Here is a 22,889-nt window from a genome sequence, read left to right on the forward strand (position 1 = left end):
CGCACCCTCGGAAACGGCCGCAACTCCCCAGGTCCTCGGCACTATACAAGCATTCAGTGTTTATGGCACATTGGGCCAAAAGCATCCATAACCTTCCGAACCGACGATGCGCAACATCAATACACCTCAGGGCGAACTCCGCGACCTCATCAAACGCTGGCAGAAGGGCAAAGGCGTCGGCCGCCACTTCACGGCGCTGAAGCATATCCCGGCGCGGGAAGCTCAATATGCGGATTTTCCGGCCGGACTCAATGAAGCCTTGCAGCAGATGCTCCGCAGGCGCGGCATCGAGCGGCTCTGGAGCCACCAGGCCAAGGCCGTCGGTCACGCGCTCGCCGGTGAAGACGTGGTGGTGGTCACACCCACCGCGAGTGGCAAGAGCCTGTGTTATAACCTGCCGGTGCTCGATGCGATGTACCGCAACGCTAGCGCATTGTACCTGTTTCCGACGAAGGCGCTCAGCCAAGACCAGACCGCGGAACTCAACCAACTCATTGGGGCAGCGCCGGGTGCGGCGAGCGCGTGGGAAGCGCAGGTCTACGACGGGGACACCCCGCCCGATGTGCGACGGCGGATCCGCCGCAACGGGCGGCTGGTGGTCACCAACCCCGACATGCTGCACGCCGGCATCCTGCCGCACCACGAGAAGTGGGCGAACTTCTTTCGCAGCCTCGAGTACATCATCGTCGACGAGATTCACACCTACCGTGGCGTCTTCGGAAGCCACGTGGCCAACGTGATGCGCCGGCTCAACCGGGTATGCGCCCACTACGGCTCGAATCCGACGTTCGTGGCGACCAGCGCCACCATCTCGAACCCGCGCGAGCTCGCTACCACGCTGGCCGATCGTCCGTTCGAGCTGGTCGACGAGAACGGGGCGCCGTCGGCCGAGCGCTACGTCTGCTTTTTCAACCCACCCATCGTCGACCCGCAGCAGATGCGCCGCCAGAGCCCGTTGACCGCCGCCGAGCGCGTGGCCAAACAGACCATCAAGGGCGGCTGCGGCACGATCGTCTTTGCCCGAAGTCGCCAGTCTGTCGAGGTCGTCGTCCACCGCCTCAAGGACCGGCTCCGACGCGAGCGGGGCAACAAGAACCTCGAAGATCGTGTGGCGAGCTACCGCGGCGGCTACCTGCCGGACCTGCGCCGATCCATCGAGCGGGGCCTTCGCGAAGGGTATCTGTTGGGCGTCATCTCGACTAACGCTCTCGAGTTGGGCATCGATATCGGCAGCTTGGACGTGTGCATCTTGGCCGGCTATCCCGGCTCGGTCGCCTCGACCTGGCAGCAGATCGGCCGGGCAGGGCGCTCGGGCGGCGTCAGCCTGGCGGTCGTCGTCGCCGGCGATGCGCCCGTCGACCAGTTCATCATCAACCACCCCGAGTACTTTATCGGCCAGTCGCCCGAAGAGGCGCGCATCGACCCCAAAAACCTGCTCATCGCCGTCGAGCACCTCAAATGCGCCGCCTACGAGCTCGGCTTCAAGGTCGGCGAGGGTTTCGGTGAGCTGTCGCCGACCGAGACCGAGGAGGCGCTCGAATTCTTGGAGGCCGAGACCAATATGGTCCACCGGGTCGACGGGCGCTGGAAGTGGTCCTCGCAGACCTATCCCGCCAGCGAGATCAACCTGCGCAATATCGCCGAAGAGAATTTCGTGGTGATCGACGTCACCCACCAACAGCCCAACGTGGTCGCCGAGGTCGACTTCGAGGGCGCCCACACCGCCCTGTACCCCAACGCGGTCTATCAGATCTCGGGCGAGCCCTACCGAGTCGAGCGCCTCGACTACGACGAGCGACGCGCCTACGTGCGCCGCAGCAACGACGGCTACTACACCACCGCCATGCACTACGCCTCGGTGCACGTGCTCGACGTGTTCAAGGAGCGCGAGGCCGCCCCCGGGCGCATCGGCTTCGGCGAGGTGCGCGTGACCGACCGCTTCGTGGGCTACAAAAAGATCAAATTCGGCACCGGCGAGAATATCGGCTACGGCGAGATCAATCTGCCCGAGCTCGACCTGCACACGATGGCCTACTGGCTCGAGCTCCCGTGCGAGAATTTCCCCGACCTGTCCTCGGACCCGGAGCGGTGGGCTCGCGTGGTCAACGGCGCCGGCAAAGTGCTGCAGACGGCGGCGAGCCTGCGGCTGATGTGCGACCCGCGCGACCTCGACCTGTGTATCGGCTCGGTCGCCGACGATCGCTGGCTGAGCGAGGGCTTCGAGGGGCTGACCCTTCGCGACGCCGACGGCCAGACCCACTCTTTCGACGAAGACGCCGCCGCTGCCTCCTTCCACGATCACCACCACGAGATGAAGACGGGGCGTATTGGCCCGGTGTTATACGACCCGACCGTCTTTATCTACGACAAGTATCCGGGCGGCGTCGGCTTTGGCGAAGGCCTATTCGACAACCACCGCGACTTCGTCAAGATGGCCCGCGAGCTCATCGAGGACTGCAGCTGCGAGCGCGGCTGCCCCTCGTGCGTCGGCCCTCCCCACGAGAGCCGCGGCGAGATCAAGACCGCCGTGTCGCAGCTTTTGGGACGCCTGGCGTATGTGATGTGAGCACGCCTCGACCCAACATTTCCAATCCGTGCCAACCCGTGGCACAATACTCCTCACATTGTGTGAACCACCCAACCAGATGGAGTAACGATCAATGAAGTACCGGGCCGCCCTCATTGTCGCACTCAGCCTTGGCGTGACGAGCGTCGCCGATGCGCGTACCCCGCGCGTCCAGCAGATTCCCAATGGTGCGACGTTCTCGTGCACCACGTGTCACACCGCCTCGTTTCCGACCGGGCCGCAAAACGGCGAGCGCAACGTATTTGGCCAGCAGGTCGAGCAGAATCTGACCGGCGGCGGTGATATCTCCGCTCAAAAAGTCGACTGGCAGGCCATCTATGAGCTGGACGCCGACGGTGACGGGTTTACCAATGGTGAAGAACTCGGCGATCCCAACGGCGAATGGGCCGAGGGAGACGACGCCCCGGCCGACTACGAGCCGTCGAACCCGGCCGATGCGAACGATACGCCCGAGATCGGCGGTGAGGACGCCGGCGGCTCCGAAGACGCCGGCGGCCCAGGCGCCGATGCCGGTGGCTCCGACGACGCGGGCATGACGGCCGACACCGGCTCTGCGGACACGGGCGGTACCGACAATGGCGGCAGCACCGACGACGGCGGCTCTGACGAGGGCTGCTCGGCCACCGGCACGAGCGATCCTCTGTCGACTGGCGCCCTCGTCGCCCTCTTTGGTCTTGGACTTGCCGCCCTTCGGCGTCGATTTTCCTAGGAGAGGCGCGTAACGTGGGGTTTCGCGCCGGCATTGAGCACTACTGGCGCGCACTAAAAAGCCATGGCAAAACTCGTACGTCCCACATCCCGCTACAAAGCGAGCTACTTGAGCGCCCTTCGCGAATTCCATCGTGAGGGGCGCTATACCTACCACGACCTCGACGAACTCGACGGCGACTTCGAAGCTCACGTCGCCGACGAGCGAAAGCGTATTCACCCCGAGAATATCGCCGTCTATCGCGTCCCCGAAACGATCTACTGGCTGGTCGACGGCGACGAGTTCATCGGCCGGCTCGAGCTACGCCACGAGCTCAACGACCACCTGCTCGAAGTCGGCGGTCATATCGGCTATTCGATCCGCCCCGGCCGCCGCCGTGAGGGCTACGGCACCACCATCCTCGAGTTGGCTCTGCAAAAGGCCTGCGAATGCGGCATGCAGCGAGTGCTGCTGACCTGCGATCCCGACAACGTCGCCTCGCGCAAGATCATCGAGAAAAACGGCGGGGAGTTCGAAAACCGCGTCGACGTGGTGCGCGACGGCATGGAGTACCACAAGCTTCGTTTTTGGATCGACGTGGAGAGCCAACTCAGTGGGCGAGAAAGCTGTCGCGCCTGACGCCACACACCCGCGCCCGGCCATGAAGATCACCGCCGAGACAACTCGCCGTTTGTGGAGCAAGATGAACGCCCACTACGGCACCATAGTCGTGCCCAAGGCGCGCTCGCCGTTGATGAAGCTAGCGGGCGCAGGGTTGCACCTCGTGCGCATCATGGACCGCCACACGTTCATGAACCGGTACACAACGGTGGTCGGCCGGCGTATCTATCCGTGGTTTACGGTCGGCGACGGGAGCGACGACGATCTTTGGTACCAGATCGTCGTCGGCGTCCACGAGCATCAACACGTCGTCCAGGCTCGCCGCGACGGCCTGCTCGGCTTTAGCGTGCCCTACGTGCTCAGCCCGCGGCGGCGCGCGCTCATCGAGGCCGAGGCTTATCGCTGCAACCTCGAGATGAACTGGTGGCGAACGGGACAAGTGGGCGACCCGGCGCGCCTGGCCGCCAAGCTCGAGCAGTACGGGTGTCGCGACAGCGATGTTCGCGCGGCCAACGACTACCTTGAAAACGCAGCCGACGAGATTCGCGCCGGCAAGATCGTCAACGAGGCCTCCCTCTTCGCGATCGATTGGCTCGAGGCGCAGGGGTGAACTTCCCTCACCGCGCCCTTTGCACTAAGCTGCGATGCACCGACCGAACAGTCAGCCGACCACCGGAAGGTGCATCCGGCAAGGTGCATTCAGCCGGCGAGGAGACACCACATGCGTAACATCGAAGAAAGCCAGGGCGACCTGCTGAAGGTGGGCATGTGGCTGCTCGCCGCCCTCACCCTACTCTCGGCGCTCGTCTCGTTTGGCTACAACATTTTGCTCTCCAAACTCGACGGCCACTGGGGTGAATTCGGGCTGCTTCAATGGACCTACAACAGTACGTGGCGCCTGTCGCGATGGACCCATTTTGCGGTGCTCTCCGTCGGCGGAGGACTCGCCTGCTGGCTCCGCGCTCCCCAGTTTCGCCTCGCCAGGCGCCTGCTCTTTGGTGCGGTGGGCGCCGGCTTGCTCAGCCTCGCCCTGGGCCCCACACTAACACTTATCGACCGAAGCACGCTCGGCCACCAAGCCATCTTTTATACGTGGCAATTCAGTTGGTTGGCCTACTCCGGCTTGATCGTCGCCGGTGTCGCTGCCATCGGGTCGAACTTGGAGGACCGGCCCTCGACGCCCATCTGGGCACTAGCGGCCATCGCGCTCGCCTTCTTCGCGCTGCCGAGTCTCGCCAGTCTCTTCGGAGACAGCGCTCGAAGCGCCACACAAGCCCAAGGCAGTTGGCTCGAATTGCTCGACGCCCATGTAGTCGCTATTGGTGAACTCGTCACCGGTGTGATGATGACGGTGGTGGCGTTGCGGGCAAACGCCGCACGGGCCGAGGGGGACGGCGCGACGCCGCACCACACGTTGCGTAGCGCTATTTTTCTGCTCGTCACTGGTCTGATAGCCCGGGTAGCGACAGGTATTTGGACGATCGTCGAAGCCTACACCAAGGAGGCCAGTTTCGGCGGGCCGAGCCAGCGATTGCTACTCGAGGAGATCTCTACGCGCGGGCCGGCCAGCGTGCTCGCCGCGCTGTTGCCGTTGGTCGGCGTCTGGCTGTTGTGGAGAGGGACGCGGCACACCGAAGCCGAAGCCTCGAGCCGCCTGGGCTGGGCGTTCGGCCTGTGGCTGCTGGCGTTAGGCGTCGAGCTGGCATCGATCGGTTATGCAACTTGGGCCACCACGACCTTGGACTACTTCAACACCAGTGATGCTCTGCTGACGGTCATACTGACGAGCGCAGGGGCTTCGCTTCTCGGGGTCTTCGCCATGATGGCGCTCTTCTGGGGGGTGGCTGCTCTCGCCGCGCGTTTCGACGGGGAACACTGGCAGAATTTGGCCGCGCGCGCCGGCGGACTACCAAAATTGTTGGGTGTCTCGATGGTGGTGGGTATCGCCGCCAGCTCGATGCTCCGCGCGCTGACTACCGGCTTTGGCACGCCTTCGCTCGGCCTGCTGGCCCTCGTGGGCATCTTTGTCCTCGGCTTTGCGCTGTATGTCGCGTGGCAGGTCTTCGCAACACTCTTTGGAATCGCTAGCCAACTGTTGGCACCTGCGACTCGCTTAACTCGAGATGTGAGCATCTGATTATGTTCTCTGCGCCACAAGGAAGATCGGGTTTTACGCTGAAGACGGTCATCGCGTTCGCGCTGACCTTCGGCGGCATCGCCTACTTCATCATCAACTCCTCCGAGCAGCCCGGCTCGCCGGCGCTGCAGCAGGGACAGCGCGTGATGTATCAGGTGATGGGCAAGGAGACCTTACAGGCGGCGGGCTTCTACAAGGCCTACCCGTCGGGTCGGCCCTCGGACTTCGTCAACTTCCTGCAGACCTCGCAGGGCCGGCGCTTGTGGCCAAAGAGCGTCAGCGAGCACCGCGACGCCCAGATTCCCGGCGCCAACCGCGGGCCGTCGCGGGTGCTCAAGCCGGACGACCTGAGCTTCTCGGCCCACAAGCCCGCTCCGTCGGCAGGCAGGCAGATCGTCTACGTTCCCCTCGACGACACCGGCCAGATGGAGGTGCGAGGCTACGAGCGCGCCGACGCCAAGCCCGTCTTCGTCTACACCTGGGAGTTTCCGACCGATGCCGGGAAGGTGGCGTTGAGTCGATGAGTTGCTCGCAGCCGTCGGGCAATTAGCTTCGGGCCAACCTGTCGAGCGTTCTAGACGATCTCGCCACCAGCCCGGAGCCCATCATGACCTCTCCAACCCCGACACATGCCTCGTCAACCCGAGCCAGTCACGCTGTCGGCTTTCGATCACTGCACCGTGAAACGCATATCGATGCTCTGCCCGTCGACGGCGAGGTTCCGGAGTGGTTGTCGGGTAGGCTGGTGCGCAACGGACCGGCGCGCTTCGAGGTCGAGGACCGCTCGTACCGGCACTGGTTCGACGGGCTGGCGATGCTGCACGCGTTCGGCATCGAGGGCGGCAAGGTCTCCTACGCCAACCGCTTTCTGCACAGCGACGCGTTCGTGCGCGCCGGCCAAGAGGGGCGCATTGCCCTCTCCGAGTTCGCCACCGACCCGTGTCGGTCGATCTTTGGGCGCATCATGTCGATGTTCTCGCCCGACCTGACCGACAACGCCAGCGTCAACGTCACCCGGCTCGCCGATCGTTATGTGGCGATGACCGAGACGCCCATGCCCATCGAGTTCGACCCCGACACGCTGCGAACCCTGGGGCATATCGACTACGCAGGCGGCGTCGAGGCCGACGCGACCACCGCCCACCCGCACTACGAGCGTGACAGCGGCCGCGAACTCAACTACGCGCTGCGCTTTGGACGCACCAGCAAGTACAAGATCGTCGCCACCGATCCGAAGAGCCTCGAGCGCGAGCTCGTGGGCAGCCTCGAGGTCGACCGGCCCGCCTACATGCACAGCTTCGGGATGACCGAGAATTACGTCGTGTTGAGCGAGTGGCCCCTGGTGGTCAATCCCCTCGAGATGCTCGCCAGCAACAAGCCCTTCATCGAGAACTACCGCTGGAAGCCCGAGCGAGGCACGCGGTTTCGGGTATTTCGCAAGCACGACGGCGCCTTGGTCGGCGACTACCACGCCGAGCCGCGCTTTGGCTTCCACCACGTCAACGCCTTCGAGGACAACAAGCACCTGGTCGTCGACGTGATCACGTACCCCGACGCCACGATCATCGACGAGCTCTACCTGGACCGGGTGCGCCACTCCGCGCCGGCCAACCCAGCCGGGAAACTCGAGCGTTTTCGCCTCTACGACGGCAACCCCCGGGCCGAGTCCCGCTTGGTGAGCCAGGAGCCCATCGAGCTGCCGCGCATCAATCTGGGCCGCTCGGCGACGCGGGCTTACGGGTGTGTGTGGGGCATTGGGGTCTCGGAGCCGGGCCGCTTCATCGATCAGATCGTGCGCATCGACCTGCCTAGCGGCGAGGCGACACGATGGCGCGAGGAGGGTTGCTATCCGGGCGAGCCGGTCTTCGTCGAGCGGCCGCAGGCCGAGGCCGAGGACGACGGGGTGCTCCTGTCGGTGGTGCTCGACGCCCGGCGCGAGCGCTCCTTTCTGCTGGTGCTCGATGCCCACACCCTCCAGGAGAGGGCGCGTGCACAGGTCCCGCACCATATCCCCTTTGGATTTCACGGACAGTTTTACGGGGAGTCGCCGACCAACGGCTAACCGACCAGCATCGACGAGAGCACCGACAGGAGCCGCTGGGGCGTGGTCGGCTTTCGCAGCACGAGCGTCGAGGCGTCCTTCCACTCGTCGGCCCACATCGTCTCGGCGTGTCCGGTCAGCAGGATGGCCGGCAGCGCCGGCTCCTCCGCCCGGAGTTGCGTCAAGATCCCCACGCCGTCGGTCGCGGGTATTCGGATGTCCGAGATCAACGCCGCGATCTCGTCTTGGTGGGCCTGCCACAACTCGAGCGCCTGGGCGCCGTCTTTCGCCACATAAACCTCCACCCCCATGCGCTCCAAGCAGCGCTGCGTGCTTCGACGCACGAGGGGGTGCTCTTCGACCAGCAGCACCGTCACGTCGATGTCGACCGGCTGTTCGGGCAGCCGGCGTTCGACGGGAGTCATGCGGCACTGCTCTTCGGTCGCCTCGGGAAGCCACACGCGAAACTCGCTGCCTTCGCCAGGGGTGCTGTCTACTTCGATAAACCCGCCGCTCTGGGCGACGATGCCGTGCGCGGTCGCCAGGCCCAAGCCTGTGCCTTCACCTTCGGCTTTGGTCGTAAAGAACGGCTCGAAGACCTTGTCGAGGGTGGGGGCGTCCATGCCGATGCCGTCGTCGCGCACCGTGATAACGCCGTAGACGCCCGGGGGCCTCGCCGCCGGGTCATCCGCGAACACGCGAGCGCGGCGAGTCTCCACGCGGATGTTGCCGTCGTCTTCGAGCGCGTCTCGGGCGTTGATGAGCAAGTTGACCAGCACCTGCTCGATCTGTCCCGGATCGACGAAGACCTCCAGCGCCCCGGCGCCAAGCTCGACCTCGAGGTCGACCGAGGCGTCGACCAGTCGTCGAAACAACTTCTCGGGGCGCCCGACGAGCATGTCGAGGCAGGTCACGCGGGCGTCGAGGCGTTGCGAGCGGCTGAAAGCCAGCAGCTGGCGGGTCAGGCCGGCCGATTGCTTGGCGGCCTCGGCGATGTCGGTGACGTCTTGGCGACGTGGATCTGCTTGGTCCAGATCTTGGAGCAGAAACTCCGCGCAGGTGGTGATCACGCTGAGCATATTGTTGAAGTCGTGGGCCACACCGCTGGCGAGTCGGCCCAACGAGTCGAATTTCTGGGCCTGCCACAGCTGTCGGCGAGTCGACTCGAGTTCGTCGCGCGCGTGGCGCTGCTCGGTGTGGTCGCGAAAGATTGATTGGACGACAAGCGAATCGCCCAGCTCGATGCGGCGCGCCGAAGCCACCCCGTAGAGCTCTCGGTCATCGCTGGTGAGCACGACCACCTCGACGCTCGATGGAGCTCCCCGCAGCGCCTGCTCGAAGCAGCCGAGAGCGTCCTCGGTGCAATCGGGCCGCAGCACGTCGATGAAGCGCGCCCCGCGCAGCTGGTCGAGGGTGTAGCCCAGGGCATCCAGCGTGCGCTGGTTGGCGTCGAGGATGCACCCGTCCTCGTCGAAGAACAGGATCGGATCGTTGGACTCCTCGACGAGCACTTCGTTGTGGCGGCGCGCGATCGACAGCTGCCGAAGCGCGGCCTCGCCGCGTTCGCTCAGCTTCTGGCTGGTCTCGGTCAGATCGGAGACGTGTTCGCCAAGCTCCTTGCACACTCGCTCGGAGCGTCGCAGCTCGGCGCGCAGCCGCAGTTGGTCCTGCATCTGGCGCTGTAACGCCTGCATCGCCTCGAGTTGGCGCGGCGTGAGCGTTCGCGGACGCGTGTCGATGATGCAAAGGGTGCCCAGCGGCAGGTCGTCGTCGAGCACGAGCGGAAACCCGGCGTAGAACCGAATGTGGGGTTCGCCGACGACCAGCGGGTTGTGCCGGAATCGCTCGTCCTGATGCGCATCCTCGACGATGAACGGTTCGTACTGGTTGATGGCGTGACCGCAAAACGACACGTCACGGCTCGTCTCGGTCACGTCGAGCCCCACACATGCCTTGAACCACTGTCGGTCCTCATCGACCAGCGAGCACAAGGCGATGGGCACGTCGCAGATAAAGGACGCCAACTCCACGAGATCGTCGAAGTTGCGCTCGGCTTCGGTGTCCAAGATGTCGAGCGCTCGGAGCGCTTCGAGGCGCTCTGACTCGCTCGGAGGAATCGGCGGTAGGGCGTACGCGAGGTTGTGATCCGTCATATGCTTTCGCTTCGACTCGGGGTGCTGCGTCCCCTCGAATTGTCGTGATACTCAAGATTCTCGACGGGCACACTAAACTAACTCTGTAGGTTCGCTTCGATCAACGCCAAAGCACTTATTTTGCTGCCGGTTGCAGAGCTTCGGCACGAATTTAGATCCAACGCCATTCGTCTGCGTTGGAACAATCTGTAAGAATGACTGTCATACTGACTGCTCATGTGACGCCACCCGGAGAACCCGCGATGCTCGCGCGCACCCTCAAGCTCTTCTCGCTGCTCGTCTGCCTGATCCTGCCCGCCCAGGCGAGCGCCATCGGCCTGATCATCCCCAACAACTCCGACGTGCGCCCGTTCGACGTCGAGAGTCATCGCGTCGAGATCACCGTCACGAACAACGCGGCGGTCACGAAGGTCACTCAGGTGTTCAAGAACCACACCTCACGGGCCATCGAGGGTCAGTTCGTCTTCCCGCTGCCGCGCGGCGCGACGGTGAGCGACTTCTCGTTGTGGATCAACGGCAAGAAGACCAAAGGCGCCGTGCTCGACAAGAAGCAGGCGCGCCAGATCTACGAGTCGATCGTGCGGCGCACCAAAGATCCGGGGCTCGTCGAGTACATGGACGGGCGGCTCTTTCGGGCGAGCATCTTTCCGATCCCTGCAGGCGGCACGCAGAAGCTCGAGTTGAAATTCGGTCAGGTCTTGAAGCGCCGCGGCGGCTTGTACCGCTACAACTACCCGCTCGCCGCGGGCAGCGACTACGTGACCGCGAAGACCGAAAAGGACTTCACCCTCACCGCCAAAGTCCAGTCGCCCATCCCGATCACGACCGCCTACTCGCCGACTCACAAAGTGAGCCTGCAACGCGACGGCGCCAAGAAGCTCTTGGTGGGCACCGAGAAGTTCCACACCGAGCTCGACAAGGACTTCGAGCTGTACCTGGGCTACTCCAAGGAGACCATCGGGCTGAACGCGATGACCTGGGACACCGACGGCGACGGCGGCGAAGATCCGTACTTCATGATGGCGATCGCCCCGCGGGTCGACTCGGCGGCGCACGAAGAGATCGGCCAGACCTACACCTTCGTGATGGACACCTCCGGGTCGATGAACGGCGACAAGATCGAGCAGGCCCGAAAGACCTTGGCCTACTGCCTCGAGCACCTCGAGGCGCAGGACAACTTCAATGTCATCCGGTTCTCCACGGGCGTCGAGACGCTCTTCAACGAGCCGCAACAGGCGAGCGACGACGCCAAAAAGCGCGGCGTGGCCTTCGCCAAGGGCCTGGACGCCGCCGGGGGCACCGCGATCTCGGCCGCCCTCGAAAAGGCGCTCGCCCAAAAGCCCGCCAAAGGCCAACCCCACCAGATCATCTTCGTGACCGACGGTATCCCCACCGTCGGCGAGACCCAGGCGCCCAAGATTCTTGCCCAAGCGCGCACGAAGCTCGACTCGAACGAGCGCTTGTTCACCTTCGGCGTCGGCTTCGACGTCAACACCCGCCTGCTCGACGGGCTCGCCAACGACGGGCGCGGCCTAAGCGACTACGTCAAACCGGGCGAGAACATGGAAGACGCCGTCTCGGCGCTCTACGACCGCATCTCCTCGCCGGTGCTCTCGGATATCCAGATCGATTTCGGCGGCGCAAAAGCCTACGACATCTACCCCAACCCCACGCCCGACCTGTTCCAGGGCGACCAGGTCGTGCTCTTCGGCCGGCACAAAAAGGCGTTCAAAAAGAAGATCAAGGTGACGGGAAAGACCGGGGGACAGAAGAAGACGTATAAGTTTGGGGGTGGGAAGAGGAAGGAAAAGGGTGGAGAGGGGGAGGAAGATGTCGAGGAGTACGACACGGCGCCCTTGGAGTTCATCCCGAAGCTGTGGGCGACTCGAAAGGTGGGCTTCTTGCTCGACCAGATTCGCATCAACGGCGAGCAGAAGGAGCTCAAAGACGAGGTGGTGCGCCTGGCCAAGAAGTTCGGGCTGGTGACGCCATACACGAGCTACCTGGCCGTCGACGACAGCGAGTTGGAGGAGGCGCAGCCGCAGGTGCAGAATCGCTCCGGGGCGACCGGGAATACTCGATCGGATAACGTGAGCAAGTTCTACAATTTCGACGACACCAACGTCGAGGGAAGCCTCGTAAAGCCTGACGGCCATAGCATAAGGGGACGAGCAGCCTCTTCGCCGAAAAAGCGCCGAGCACGCAAAGAGTCGCTATCGCAAGACCTCGGCGGCTTCGGCGGCTTCGGCAAATCGACCGGCGAGAGCGCCGTGCAGGCCTCCGAGGCGACGCGCGACCTCAAAGAAGCCGACAAGGTCGCCGAAGACAACCAGTCGACGCGGCGCTGGATCTCGGGCAAGACATTCGCGCTCGAAGAAGGGGTGTGGGTCCAAGAAGGCCTGAAGAGCGACGCAAAGGCGACGAAGGTGAAGATGTACAGCAAGAAGTACTTCCAGCTCGTCCAAGATCACCCCGAGCTCGGCAAGATCGCCAAGCTTGGCGACAAGGTGCTGGTGAAGCTGGGCGGGACGGTCTATCGCATCGTGCCCGAATGAGTGTCGGCACGAAGACCCCGGCGGGTGTACGAGGCTGTCGCAAAGGGACGCCGTCGTTCGGAGGGAGCGTTTGCAGCGCTGGTGGCAGGATCGTGTAGGAGAACCGCAAAGGTCGCCAAGGGCGCTAAGGAAGCAAAGGGGGGCGTTTGCTTCGGTTGCCCCTCTCTTCCGACATGCGGCTACGCGGAGCGACCACCCGCCCCGAAGACCCCGGCGGGCTCGTCCCGCCGGTGAATCAGCCTGTGCAGCTAACGAGGCGACCACCCGCCCCGAAGACCCCGGCGGGCTCGTCCCGCCGGTGAATCAGCCTGTGCAGCTAACGAGGCGACCACCCGCCCCGAAGACCCCGGCGGGCTCGCCCCGCCGGTGAATCAGCCTGTGCAGCTAACGAGGCGACCACCCGCCCCGAAGACCCCGGTGGGCTCGTCCCGCCGGTGAATCAGCCTGTGCAGCTAACCGGCCGTCCAGGCCCATCACGACGGCATACCGGTGCGTCTACCGACAAAATTCGCCGGCATGGGCGCTGCGGATTTTCTTATGATGTCGACAGGTCAACGGGCAAGGCCCGCCCCGTTTTGAAGCCACCTCGGATAGGTCATACGCTGAGCGCATGCCCACCCCGACGCCACGACCTACGAATTACAACGACGCCGCTGCGGCACTCCCATGGCACAGGCTCATCTTCACGCCACGTCTGAACTTCGACGCATCAACAAGCCCGCACCGGGCAAATCCGACCGTTTCGCCACAAGGACGAAACTGCCGGCTCGGCCTCCGCCGAGCGCGTCGAAGAGGTACGGGCCGACATCACCTCGAAGATACGCTCGCTACGAAAGCTTTGTTTTGCGGATCGGGAAACCGTTCCGCCGCAGTCCGAGCCCACCGGCTCAGCCACCCGGGCAGTGAGCCAAAACGAACTTCGACTCACCCGCCCGTTTGAAATTTGTGGGGAAATTCGTGGCCACGATACATCCACCCCTCATTATGGTTTTCGGCAAAATCCGAAATTTGTTGCGTCTTTTTTCTGAAATCGGGTCGTGAAGGGGTGCTGGAGGCGAAATTTTCTAAAGGCGTGTTCGCAGAAGCATCAACTCCGAGCAAAGACGCGTTCCGGAAAAACGGAAAGACCATCTTCTCAGCTCGATCGCTTCTGGCGAAACCGGAAAGGCCATTCTGTGAGCGACGACGCGTCTGGCGAAACCGGAAAGGCCGCTGGCTCAGCCCGATGGCTTCTGGCGAAACCGGAAAGACCATTTTGTGAGCAAGGACGCGTTCCGGAAAACCGGAAAGGCCATTTTCCCAGCGCGACGACGTGTCCTGGTTGCGTAGAGGCGCGATTTGTCAGCGCGACGACGTTCCGGGTTGCGTAGAGGCGCGATTCGTCAGCGCGACGACGTTCCGGGTTGCGTAGAGGCGCGAGTTCTCAGCGGGATGACGTTCCGGGTTGCGTAGAGGCGTGGTTTCTCCGCCCGACGACGTTCCTGGCGGCTTAGAGGCGGGCTTTGCCTGCGATCGGGCGCTTCGGAACGGCCAGAAGCGCGATTCGCTAATCTTCTTCCAGCGCAATACCCAACGCCGTGCCCCCAATCACCGCGATCGGCATGCAGATGAAGTTCATCAGCGGCACCCACAACAACAAGCTGGTCCCCAGGCCGAACGAGCCGGTCAGCGGCAGGTTATCCCAGATGAGGCCGAACTTGTCGCGAAGCTTCACCCCGTGGCGCTGCAGGGTCGGGTCGGTGTACTCGAGGGCGACGAAAAAGGCGCTCACGCACGCGCTCAGCACCGTGGAGGTGACGTTTCCGATGCCGGGGATGAAGTTGAGCAGCAAGATGGGGAGCATCAGCGAGGCGTACATAAGCCCGATGAACGCGCTCGAGCCGATGGACCGAAGCAGGTCGCCCACGATCGACTCGTCGGGGCCGGAGACGTCGTCGACCCCGCGCAGGATGCGCTCGGTGTGCTCGGACAAGAAGTCGTGGAACGGGCTCGCCACGATGCCGCCGGCCACCAGCACGACGACATACGAGAGCACCACCGCCGCCAGAAGGCACAGCACGTAGACGAAATACCACAGCACGATGAGCAGGTAGCTCAATAGCCCGTCGACTACCGGCTTCTCCCACAGCCAGTCGACGATGTCGCCGGCGTTGGTCAGCAGCAAATAGGCGCTGATCGCGAACAGCACCGCGTTGATGAGCGCCGGCACGATCACGAACGGCACCAGCTTTTTGTTCTCTTTGAGAAAACGCGCCGCCCGAAAGGGCAGCGTAAGCCCGCGAGTGACCTGACGAATCGTCGATCCGCGCCGGGCCTGCTTCAAATCTTCGAGTAACTCGTGCATGCCTGTGCTCCCTTGTGCGAGCCGCGCGGATTATTAATGATGCCGCTCGTGTTCCGACCAACCGATAACTCAGGCTCCCGCACAACGCTGCGTAGTCCACTTTGAACTATAGATCCATGCATCTAAAACCAAACCGCGTAAAGCTTCTTCTGACGGCCATCGCCGCCGCGTCTCTGTTGAGCGCGTCGCCGGCGTGGGCTCAACAACAAGACGATCGTTCGGCCCAAGCCGAGGTCGAAGCGCTGCTCGGCGAGGTCGCCAACGAAGCTCGCCCCGCCGTGGCGATGGGCAAGGTGCGCGCCCTGGAGCGCTTTGCACCGTACGTGCCCAACGGCTTCTTCGCAAAAGCGCTCGAAGCCGCCGCCCAGAAGACGCCTTCGCCGCTGGTCCGGTTCCGGCTGCTGCGCGCCGCCGAGGGCGCACGACTCGACAGCCGTGACTTCACCCACGGCAAAGACGGCATGAACGGCCCGATGGGCAAACAGGGCTGCGTGACCGACTGGACGCTCGTGGGACCCTTCGACAACCCGTCGATGGAAGCGTTTCACGTGAAACTCGGCCCCGAAGAGGGCGCCTCCGGCCCGTATGCGGGCAAGATGACCGAGGTCGATTGGCGCGCCAACCCCGATTACGACCGGCTGTGCCAATTTGATCTCGACTACACCGTCGAGCCCAACACCGCCGCGGTGGTCTATCTGGCCAGCGAAATCGACGCCAAGCGCGCCGGCGAGGCGAGGCTCTTGTTGGGTGCCGACGGGGCGTTCAAGGTGTGGCTCAACGGCAAGCCCGTGGCCTATCGCGGCGAAGATCTGGGGCTGGGCATCGACGGCGAGGCCTGGAAGATCGACCTCGAGAAGGGCAAGAACCAGCTTCTGGTCAAGCTCGGCTCGACCGGCGACGGCAGCCTCGGGCTGACCGCCCGTGTGGTCGACCCGCAGCTTCGACCGATCGACGACCTCGCTTCTGCGGGGACGTGGAACGCGGGGAAGGTCGAAAAGGTCGAGAAGGACAAGCTGAAGCCGACCGGGCAGGGCATCGCGGCTCGAGCCGCTAAGCAAGCCGCCAAGGTGAGTAAGCGGGTCAGAGCGAGTGAGATGGCCGACGCCGTGTGGGCTGCGTGGCTGTGGAGCCAGGTCGAGCCCCTCGACGCGGCCACCCCGTGGCGAAGCACCGGCGACAAAATCGTCGCCGCGGCGAAAAAGAAAGCCGGCGCGGTTCCGGCACGCGAACTCGCCATGGCCGCCGAGCTCTTCGAAGAGCACTGGAAGAAGCTCGACCTGCTGCAGCGCGCCCATAAGCTCGCCCCGTCCGACCCATGGATCGCCGCGCGCTTGGCCGCCGAGTACGGCGCGAGCATCGCCACGGCGACGCAACTCAAGGAGCGCGAGGTCCTCGACGAGTTGCGCGCCCAGCACCCCGGCTTTTTGGCGGCCTACGCCTCGCTGGCCGACTGGTACGCCAACCGCGGCTTCGCCGAAAAGGCGCTGCGCGTGCTCGAGGCCTACAATGCCGACGACCGCATGAAGGTGTCGGCGTACGTGGGGCGTCTGGCCTATCTGACCTACCAAGTGGGCAAGCGCGAGCAGGCCGAGAAGCTGTACCGCAAGATGGAGAAGCTGTCGGCGTTTAACACCTCCTACGCCTGGAAGCGCGCCGGCGACCTCATCGCCAAAGGCGAGCACGACGAGGCGCTCGCGATTATCCGCGACCAGCGCGAATTCGCGCCCCATTCGCTGCGCTGGGGCATCCGTGAGGCCGAGACGCTGCGCGCCAAGGGTGACACAAAGGCCGCGCTCGCCGAGCTCGACGAGCTTCTGGCCGAGCGCCCGGGCAACACCGGCCTGTACCGCCGCAAAGCCGAGATGCTCGTCGCGCTCGACAGGACCGACGAGGCCGTGGCGGTCGTCGACCAGGCGATCGCCCAGAAGCCGCAGGACGCCCAGCTTCGCCAGTTCAAGCGCTTCCTCGAGCCGAACGCGAACCGCTTTTACGAGCCGTGGATGGTCGAGGATATCCAGAAGATCGCCAAAAAGGCGCCCGCCGGCTCGTTCAACTACGACACCATCGTCGACCAGAAGCTCGTGCGCGTGGCCCCCAACGGGTTGGCCACCGAGGTGATCCAGCGCGCTGATCGCGTCATCACCAGCGAGGGCATCGACTCGGCCAAGTTCCACCGGGTGAGCTACCAGACCGGCGACGAGCAGGTCGAGGTGCTCTCGGTCAAGGTGCATAAGGCCGACGGCACCGTCTCCGAGGACTACGACCAGTGGCACTCGGGCGGCTCGCGCAAAGGCTCGACGACCTACAACGACGGCGCCTACGTCAACCTGCGCGCCAACAACGTCGAGGTGGGCGATATCGTCGAGTTCCGCTATCGCGTCAGCCAGATCGCCAACGAAAACTTCCGCGGCGACTATTTCGGCGACGTCACCTACATCAACAGCACCAAGCCGATCGCGTTTGCGCGCTACGCGGTGCATTACCCAAGGAGCTGGGACCTGTATTTCCGCGCGCCCAAGGCCGAGCACAAGAAGCTCGAAGACGCGCTGCCGGGCGACGCCAAGCTCGAGAAGAACTATCGGGTGACCGCTTTCGAGATGAGCGATATCGAGGACGTCGAGACCGACCCCGGCCAGCCCGGCTACACCGATGTTTACGACTACGTGTTGGTCTCGAATAAGAAGACCTACGATGAGGTCGGCAACTGGTGGTGGAACCTCATCAAAGAGCAGCTCATCGTCGACGAGACGATTCGCAACAAGGTCGCCGAGCTGACCGAGGGCCTGAAGACCGAGGAACAGAAGGTCGAGGCGATCCACAACTACGTGGTCAAGAATACCCGCTACCTGCACGTCGGTCTGGGGATCCACGGCTGGAAGCCCTACCGGACGACGACCTGCTTCCGGAACCGCTACGGCGACTGCAAGGACAAAGCAGCGCTGCTCAAGGTGATGCTCGACGAGGCGGGCGTGCCCGCCAAGATGGTGCTGGTGCGCACCCGCAAGCTTGGCACCGTCGAGAAGTTCCCGGCCTCCATGCATATCTTCAACCACGCCATCACCTACGTGCCGAGCATGGATCTGTATCTGGACGGCACGGCCGAATATAACGGCACCACCGAGCTGACCCCGATGGACCAGGGCGCCCAGGCGCTCATCGTCGACGACGGCGGCGCGGCCAAGATGGTCACGCTGCCCATCGACGAGCCCACCGACAACCTGCTCCGCCGGGAGATGACCGTCGACCTGACTGGCGACTCGCCGCTGACCGAGGGGCGCCTGGTCGCCCGCGGCCAAAACGCGGTGTACTACCGCCGCTCGCTCGAAGATCCGGAGCGGCGCGACGAGGTCTTCGAGAAGCAATTGGCCGGGGTTTACCCGGGCGCCGAACTCATCAGCGCCACGTACAAGAACCTGGGCGACCTCGAGAAACCGGTCGAAATCTCCTTCAAGTTCAAGGGCGGGCGCCTCGAGCGCTCGAACCACGGCAGAGAGTTCATCTTCCCGTACGGAGCGCCCAAAGATCTGCTGTCGGCCTACGCCAAGCAGGCCTCGCGCACCCAGGATTTGACGATTCGCCTGCCGTTCGAAAACCACACCACGATGCGCTACCGCCTGCCGGCCACCGAGAGCTTCGAGCAGGTCCCCCGAGACACCAAAGTCGAGAGCAAGTTCGGCACGGTCACCATCGACTTCGACAAGAAGTCCGACCACCTGTCGGTCGACATTCGCTACAACATCGCTGTCCAGCGGATCAAAGCCGAGGATTACCCGAAGTTCCGACAGTTCGTGTCCGAGATGACCGCGGCGCTCAACGAGACGATTGGCATTGGTAAAGAGCAATGAAATACACATCACGCATTAGCTTCACCCTCGCTGCAGCCCTATTCGCCGCGAGTTGCACATCCGGCCCGCAGACGCGGACTGACCGCTACGACTTCCCGGCTGAGACCCGCGCGAGCCGCACGCTCGACACCTGGTTTGCCAATAACGGCGACGGGGTCGACTACAGCGCGCCCGTCGACAAAAAGGCGCCCATCGAGCAGGTCTTCGCGCTCGCGGAGGTCGCCCATTGGGATGGAGACGTCGAGCGCGCCGGCGAGTTGTACTTGCGCATGCTCCAGCGCGAGCCGGCCCACCCGCTCAATCGCTTTGCGGCGGCGCGCCTCTATGCGCTTCGCGACGAGCTAGTCGACTTCCACGACCGTCTCGAGCCGGTGCTGGCCGAGATTCAATTCGGCGACGTCGAGCCGATGGCGGCGGTCTATCTGTCGCTCATCGGCCAGCAGGTGAGCTGGAACGGCTGGAAGAAGTCCGATACTGAGGAGCCCTTTTCGGGCGACGCGCTCGGCTTTCCGTCGCGTTGGATGACCACGCCGGTGCTGTCGCACTGGAGACTGCTCGATTTCGACCGCAAATTCGGCGTCGAGGACGAGTCGGCCTTCCAGCACAAGTACCTATCGCCTTACGTCGCCGAGGACGTGCCCGCCAATTACGAGACGGTGCGCCCCTTTGTGGCTAACGGCATCAACCTGTCGCCGAGCTTTGACCGCTCCGGGGTCCACTATATGGAGACCTTCGCGACGGTGGAGCCGCCCGGTCCAGGTGACAAACAGGGCGAAGACAAGCGTAGCTACCTGCTCTACACGAGCTTTTCGGGCGCGGCCAAAGTTTGGATCGACGGCGAGCTGGTCATCGAGCGTGAAGAGGGCGAGTACGGAACGAGCAAGCGCCTTCGCCGCATCGAGCTCAGCCCCGGCGAGCACCGCATTCTGGTCAAGCTCGCCTACCAGCGCGGCTACCGCGATTGGTTCGACTTCGCGCTGCTCGAAGACGACGCTACGGCGCTGTCCGGTAGCGGCGTCACCTTCCGCGAGATGCCCCAAGAAGGCGCGTCGCAAGGCACGGTCACGCTCGCTTCGGACCAAAAGCTCCCCTCGGAGCTCGAGCCGCTGATGGTCGCCCCCGAGGACGTCGAGGACGCCAGCGATACCGAGCTCTTTTTGACGGCCAGCGCCAGCTACATGGACCTCGAGCCGACGTATTTTGACGCCGCCTTCAAGGAGCTGATGCGTCGACACAAGGACTTCGCGCCCGGCTACGTACTGCGCTCGAAGCAGACGCAGACCTTGTGGGAAGTGCCGTCGCGCATCCGCGATTCGCGCACGCTTTCCGATATCCGCCGCGCCCACCGCCTCGACCCCGACAGCATCGACAACTCGGTGCGTCTCATCGAGTGGCTGCGCTCCCAGGGCACCAATGAGCGCGAGCTTCGCGAGTTGCTCGAGGCGACGCGTGACGCCGCGGTCACCGAAGATGGTGAGCTTCGCAACGTCGAGCCGCTCATCGAGTGGGCCGATTGGCTCAGCGACCAGGGCTATGCGGAGTCGGCCGAGAAGGCGTGGAAGGCAGTGCTCGACGTCGCCCCCGCGAATTGCAAGGCCGCCGGTGAGCTGCAGCAGCTCTACTACCATCGCAGTTACTTTCCGCCGCTCGACGGCCTGATCGCCGAGCCCGAGAAGTGCCCGTCGCTCGCCGAGACGCTCGCATTCGAGCGAAACGACATGCCCGACGAGCGCTTGGCGGTCTATCGCAAGCGCGCCAAGCGCTATCCGTACAATAGCTCGGCGCAGATCAACTACGCCGACGAGCTCATCGCGCAGGGGCGTGCCGGCGAGGCCAAGAAGGTCTTGCTCGCCGGCAAAGAGCGCATGCCGTGGGCGCTCAACGTGTGGAACAAGCTCGCCAACCAGACCTTGGCCGAGGAAGGCAAGGACGCGGCGGTTGCCGTGATTCAGGAGGCGATCGACCACAACGGGAGCTCCGGCTGGCTGCAGTGGCGCATGTCGATCCTCGAGAACGATATCCCGCTCGAGAGCCTGATGCCCGACGGCCTGGAAGCTGCGCGCGTCGAGGTCGAGCGCGCCAAAGAGCAGGGCGAGGGGTATGCGAGTGACGAGGCGTACTACGTGGTCGACTTCGCGGCGCGCAAATACTTCGACGACGGCTCCTCGGTCACGCTCACCCATAACTTGGTGCGCGTGCTGACCAAGAACGCCATCGACCGCTTCGGCGAGTTCGACGCGCCCAACGATGCACGCCTGGTCCTCGCACGCACCGTCAAAGCCGACGGCTCGACGCGCGTGCCGCAGGAGACGACGGGCAAAGACACGCTCAGCATGCCGGGCCTAGCACCCGGCGACTTTGTCGAGACGGCCTATGTGCAGTACTCGCCGCCCGAGTCGCTGTCGAAGACGGCGCGCGACGGCATGCGCTTCTTCTTCAAGATGGCGAACATCTCGAGCTTGCACAGCGAGTACGTCATCTTGGGGACCGACGGCGAATTCTTGCGCGAGAACGGCGCGCCCGAGGCCGAGAAGATCAAGACGGAAGAAGGCGAGGGCGTGCGCTTTGTGCGCACCGACAGCCCGCGTCCGCGCTCCGAGCCTTCGACGGTGTCGTGGGACGAGTATCTTCCGTGGGTCCAGTTGTTCCGCAAAGGCACGACCGTGGGCGAATTCGAGGCATCGCGCCGCGCCTACGTCGATACGATCCGCGACAGCATGAAGATCAGCCGCGGGCTCGACGCCCAGATCGCCAAGTGGCGTAAAGGGCTCGAGCCGGGCAGCGATGAAGAGGTCAAAGAGCTCTTCTACCGCGTCTCGAAGTGGTTCCCCGACCCGTCTTTGACAGATTTTGGCAAAGATGCCAGCCACGCGCTGGCCGAGCGCGACGGCAGTCCGCTGCTGGTGCTCAAGGCCGCCTACGACAAAGCCGGCATCCCGGCGCACATCTACATGGCCAAGAGCAGATTCGCCCACCCGAAGGAGTTCCCCACCGGCGAGATGGGCAAGTACCGCTCGCCGCTGCTCGAAGTGCAGATGCCCGACGGCAAGAGCGCGTGGCTGTCGCCCTCGGGCCCGGACGCGATGTTCGGCGCCATCGGCCTGTCGGTGCTCGGTCAGCCGGCGGTGTGCATCACCTGTGAGGAGCCGACGAAGAAGACGGTCCCCGCCGACGGCCACCGCGATCCTACGCGCACCGTCGACGTGTCGGCCGAGTTGACCGAAAACGGCACACTCAGCGGCACCGCTACGATGACCTACGAGGGCATCCGGGCGTTCGTCATCCGCTCGAGCCTGCGCAGCCGCGCCGACGAGAGCGCGCGCCGCAAGTACGTCGACCTGATGCTGTCGAACCAGGTGCCGGGCGCCTCGCTCGCAAGCTTCGAGATCGAGGGCGAAAAGACGCCCGACAAGCCGCTGGTCATCAGCGCCAAATTCGAGCGCCCCTTCTTCGCCCGCGAGGTCAAGCCGGGCGTGATGAAGGTCGAAACGGCCCTGTTCCGCGAGCCGGTCGCCCAAGCTTACGCCGAACTATCGACGCGCACGACCCCGATGATGGTGCGCTACCAGCGCGACCACGACTACTCGTTTCACGTGAAACTTCCGGAGGGATGGCGCGCCAAACTGCGCAGCCAGACGGGCGAGTGGACCTTGGACAGCAAGTGGGGCAAGTTCAGCCGCTCGGCCGGCCTGACCGCCGGCCAATTGGGCATCACCTCGAGCATCGACATGCCCATCCAGCGCGTGCAACCCGACGAGTACAAGAAGTTCCAGCAATGGGCCGTCGGCGTCGAGCGCAGCTCGTTGCTCTTCCTGACGCTGGAGAAGCAAAACTAACCAGGGTGAACTGCAAAGGGCGCAAAGGGCGCGAAGGAAGCAAAGGAGAAAGAGCTTACGAGCTTTTGGCGTCCTTTGCGTT

Annotated in this window: 12 protein-coding genes; 10 read left to right on the top strand and 2 right to left on the bottom strand. The window is 64.0% G+C overall.

Annotated elements, in window-relative coordinates; translation table 11 throughout:
• Window positions 1–106: 106 nt before the first annotated feature.
• From FIV42_RS12850 to FIV42_RS12880, 7 genes are all read left to right on the top strand, one after another.
• Entirely contained in the window at window positions 107–2,566 is a 2,460-nt protein-coding gene (locus FIV42_RS12850; RefSeq protein ID WP_141198083.1) for a DEAD/DEAH box helicase, read from the top strand.
• A 94-nt stretch (window positions 2,567–2,660) separates the two neighbouring features.
• Window positions 2,661–3,296 carry an MYXO-CTERM sorting domain-containing protein gene (locus tag FIV42_RS12855; protein ID WP_141198084.1) on the top strand — a complete coding sequence of 212 codons (636 nt, stop codon included), beginning with the start codon at window positions 2,661–2,663 and terminating at the stop codon, window positions 3,294–3,296.
• 63 nt (window positions 3,297–3,359) lie between these two features.
• A complete protein-coding gene (locus tag FIV42_RS12860; RefSeq protein WP_141198085.1) occupies window positions 3,360–3,914 on the top strand; it encodes a GNAT family N-acetyltransferase in 555 nt (184 codons plus the stop codon).
• Window positions 3,889–4,506, top strand: a complete 618-nt coding sequence (locus tag FIV42_RS12865; RefSeq protein WP_141198086.1) for a hypothetical protein — start codon at window positions 3,889–3,891, stop codon at window positions 4,504–4,506. The genes FIV42_RS12860 and FIV42_RS12865 overlap by 26 nt, the downstream gene beginning before the upstream one ends.
• Before the next feature lie 111 nt (window positions 4,507–4,617).
• A complete protein-coding gene (locus tag FIV42_RS12870; RefSeq protein ID WP_141198087.1) occupies window positions 4,618–6,033 on the top strand; it encodes a hypothetical protein in 1,416 nt (471 codons plus the stop codon).
• Window positions 6,034–6,035: 2 nt separating this feature from the next.
• Window positions 6,036–6,557 carry a hypothetical protein gene (locus tag FIV42_RS12875; protein WP_141198088.1) on the top strand — a complete coding sequence of 174 codons (522 nt, stop codon included), beginning with the start codon at window positions 6,036–6,038 and terminating at the stop codon, window positions 6,555–6,557.
• Between the two features lie 83 nt (window positions 6,558–6,640).
• Window positions 6,641–8,095 carry a carotenoid oxygenase family protein gene (locus FIV42_RS12880; RefSeq protein ID WP_141198089.1) on the top strand — a complete coding sequence of 485 codons (1,455 nt, stop codon included), beginning with the start codon at window positions 6,641–6,643 and terminating at the stop codon, window positions 8,093–8,095.
• Here FIV42_RS12880 and FIV42_RS12885 read toward each other — a convergent pair.
• Window positions 8,092–10,227 carry a hybrid sensor histidine kinase/response regulator gene (locus tag FIV42_RS12885; protein WP_141198090.1) on the bottom strand — a complete coding sequence of 712 codons (2,136 nt, stop codon included), beginning with the start codon at window positions 10,225–10,227 and terminating at the stop codon, window positions 8,092–8,094. The two genes, FIV42_RS12880 and FIV42_RS12885, sit on opposite strands and share 4 nt — an antisense overlap.
• Window positions 10,228–10,469: 242 nt before the next feature.
• Between FIV42_RS12885 and FIV42_RS12890 the strand changes: the two genes are divergently transcribed.
• Entirely contained in the window at window positions 10,470–12,782 is a 2,313-nt protein-coding gene (locus tag FIV42_RS12890) for a VIT domain-containing protein (RefSeq protein ID WP_168210611.1), read from the top strand.
• 1,546 nt (window positions 12,783–14,328) lie between these two features.
• Here FIV42_RS12890 and FIV42_RS12895 read toward each other — a convergent pair.
• Window positions 14,329–15,126 carry an EI24 domain-containing protein gene (locus FIV42_RS12895; protein WP_141198092.1) on the bottom strand — a complete coding sequence of 266 codons (798 nt, stop codon included), beginning with the start codon at window positions 15,124–15,126 and terminating at the stop codon, window positions 14,329–14,331.
• A gap of 116 nt (window positions 15,127–15,242) precedes the next feature.
• Between FIV42_RS12895 and FIV42_RS12900 the strand changes: the two genes are divergently transcribed.
• Both FIV42_RS12900 and FIV42_RS12905 read left to right on the top strand, forming a co-directional pair.
• Complete coding sequence (locus FIV42_RS12900; protein WP_141198093.1) at window positions 15,243–18,971, top strand: DUF3857 domain-containing protein; 3,729 nt, start codon at window positions 15,243–15,245, stop codon at window positions 18,969–18,971.
• Window positions 18,968–22,807 (top strand): DUF3858 domain-containing protein, encoded by a 3,840-nt coding sequence (locus FIV42_RS12905; RefSeq protein ID WP_141198094.1) that lies wholly within the window; start codon window positions 18,968–18,970, stop codon window positions 22,805–22,807. Before FIV42_RS12900 ends, FIV42_RS12905 begins: the two co-directional genes overlap by 4 nt.
• The last annotated feature ends 82 nt before the right edge of the window (window positions 22,808–22,889 follow it).

The sequence above is a fragment of the Persicimonas caeni genome (assembly GCF_006517175.1).
GTDB lineage: Bacteria > Myxococcota_A > Bradymonadia > Bradymonadales > Bradymonadaceae > Persicimonas > Persicimonas caeni.